Here is a 2,500-nt window from a genome sequence, read left to right as displayed (position 1 = left end):
TTATCGTATATAAACATGAAACAACTTTAATTATGCTGGAATATACTTCTCTACGAATTTCCATACAGTATTCCAATATTTATTTGAATCTATTTTCTCCGCTTCTCCATGTCCCGCACCTGGAACAATTAATTTCTCTTTTTCTACTTTTGCAGCATTATACACCTCATCTAACATTTCAAAAGGAACAAATGTATCGGCATCCCCATGAATGAATAGCATAGGTGTTTTACTTTTCGCAACTTGTTTTACAGCCGAAGCCTCTTCTAAATCGTATCCAGCTCTCAATTTAGTAACTGTATTGGCCGCATTCATAACAGGAAACTTCGGTAAGTGGAATAAATCTTTTAGTTGATACGTGAATTCATCAATAACAGTCGAGTATCCGCAATCTTCAATAATAACTTTAACATTAGAAGGTAACTCTTCTCCAGAAGTCATCATAACAGTTGCTCCACCCATAGAAATACCATATAGAGCTATTTCAGCATTAGGATCTTTCTTTAAAATTTGTTGAATCCATAGCAGGACATCTTTACGATCATGCCAGCCCATACCAACATAATCTCCTTCACTATTTCCGTGTCCACGAAGATCCGGTGCTATGACATTGTAGCCTCGTTCATAGAAGTTCCGGATATATTTCGTCATTGCTGATGCCCTGCCATCATATCCATGAACTACAAGTGCCCATTTATGACTAGATTGCTCATTCATATATTCATAACCTGTTAAATTTAGCTTATCAAAAGAGCGTATAGTTAATGTATTAGGTTTATATTTTGATACAAAGTTCGCATTCTTGTCTTCATTCGTAGCCAATGCACCTCCCGATGCATTCACCGTTTCCTTTAAGTGAGGATTATCCTCTAAAAAATCTTTTTCTTGTCTCGCATTCAACGCATAATTATAAAAATAATTCCCGACTAACATATATGCAATCGCTAGAAGGACTAAAACTACTATAGTAATTACACCTATCTTTTTCATATTATCTCCTTTTTCAAAATTAAATCTTCTTATATTAAAGTACTTCAAAATAACTGTACTATTTTAACACACCAATGAATCGTATCTATAAGAAATAAAATAGAAAATCTTAAATTACATATCAAAAATCACGGGAGAAATTGAATAAAAAATTATATAGCAATGTAACCACAAATCTTAAAAGAATGGGCAATACTTAAAATCTAAAGTGGTATTTTGGGTTATTAAGAAGTTATTTCTAACGAAATGTACACAAAAAAGACGAGTCATTCTGACTCGTCTTAAGGTTGCTTGGCGACGTCCTACTCTCACAGGGACAAGGTCCCAACTACCATCGGCGCTAGAGAGCTTAACTTCCGTGTTCGGTATGGGAACGGGTGTGACCTCTCTGCCATCATCACCAAACTATGAAGGCATATTCCTTCAAAACTAGATAACATTTGCTACATATTATATGGTTAAGTCCTCGATCTATTAGTATTCGTCAGCTCCACATGTCACCATGCTTCCACCTCGAACCTATCAACCTGATCATCTTTCAGGGATCTTACTAGCTTACGCTATGGGAAATCTCATCTTGAGGGGGGCTTCATGCTTAGATGCTTTCAGCACTTATCCCTTCCGCACATAGCTACCCAGCTATGCCCTTGGCAGAACAACTGGTACACCAGCGGTGCGTCCATCCCGGTCCTCTCGTACTAAGGACAGCTCCTCTCAAATTTCCTACGCCCACGACGGATAGGGACCGAACTGTCTCACGACGTTCTGAACCCAGCTCGCGTACCGCTTTAATGGGCGAACAGCCCAACCCTTGGGACCGACTACAGCCCCAGGATGCGATGAGCCGACATCGAGGTGCCAAACCTCCCCGTCGATGTGGACTCTTGGGGGAGATAAGCCTGTTATCCCCGGGGTAGCTTTTATCCGTTGAGCGATGGCCCTTCCATGCGGAACCACCGGATCACTAAGCCCGACTTTCGTCCCTGCTCGACTTGTAGGTCTCGCAGTCAAGCTCCCTTATGCCTTTGCACTCTACGAATGATTTCCAACCATTCTGAGGGAACCTTTGGGCGCCTCCGTTACACTTTAGGAGGCGACCGCCCCAGTCAAACTGCCCACCTGACACTGTCTCCCGGGTCGATAAGACCCGTAGGTTAGAATTTCAATACAGTCAGGGCGGTATCCCACCAGCGCCTCCACCGAAGCTAGCGCTCCGGTTTCAATGGCTCCCGCCTATCCTGTACAAACTGTACCAAAATTCAATATCAGGCTACAGTAAAGCTCCACGGGGTCTTTCCGTCCTGTCGCGGGTAACCTGCATCTTCACAGGTACTATAATTTCACCGAGTCTCTGGTTGAGACAGTGCCCAAATCGTTACACCTTTCGTGCGGGTCGGAACTTACCCGACAAGGAATTTCGCTACCTTAGGACCGTTATAGTTACGGCCGCCGTTTACTGGGGCTTCAGTTCAGAGCTTCGCTTACGCTAACCCCTCTCCTTAACCTTCCA

Annotated in this window: 1 protein-coding gene and 2 rRNA genes (1 of these 3 running past the window's edge); all 3 read right to left on the bottom strand. The window is 42.6% G+C overall.

The genetic code is table 11. From position 1 onward, the window contains the following. Positions 1-30 precede the first annotated feature (30 nt). Positions 31-990: an alpha/beta hydrolase gene (locus LUS72_RS01570; RefSeq protein ID WP_264448510.1), complete on the bottom strand. Its 960-nt coding sequence runs from the start codon at positions 988-990 to the stop codon at positions 31-33. 289 nt (positions 991-1,279) lie between these two features. Then, positions 1,280-1,395, bottom strand: a 5S ribosomal RNA gene (gene rrf / locus LUS72_RS01565). A 49-nt stretch (positions 1,396-1,444) separates the two neighbouring features. Beyond that, positions 1,445-2,500: ribosomal RNA gene (locus LUS72_RS01560) — 23S ribosomal RNA — on the bottom strand (it continues 1,866 nt past the right edge of the window).

The organism is Bacillus cereus (assembly GCF_025917685.1).
Classification (GTDB): domain Bacteria; phylum Bacillota; class Bacilli; order Bacillales; family Bacillaceae_G; genus Bacillus_A; species Bacillus_A cereus_AT.
The sequence above is the reverse complement of the archived record's forward strand: the minus strand, read 5'-3'. Positions and strand labels throughout refer to the sequence as shown.

What these genes read in the sequence shown, in the direction of transcription:
- LUS72_RS01570 (WP_264448510.1), bottom strand. Translation starts at nt 990, where the DNA reads ATGAAAAAGATAGGTGTAATTACTATAGTAGTTTTAGTCCTTCTAGCG.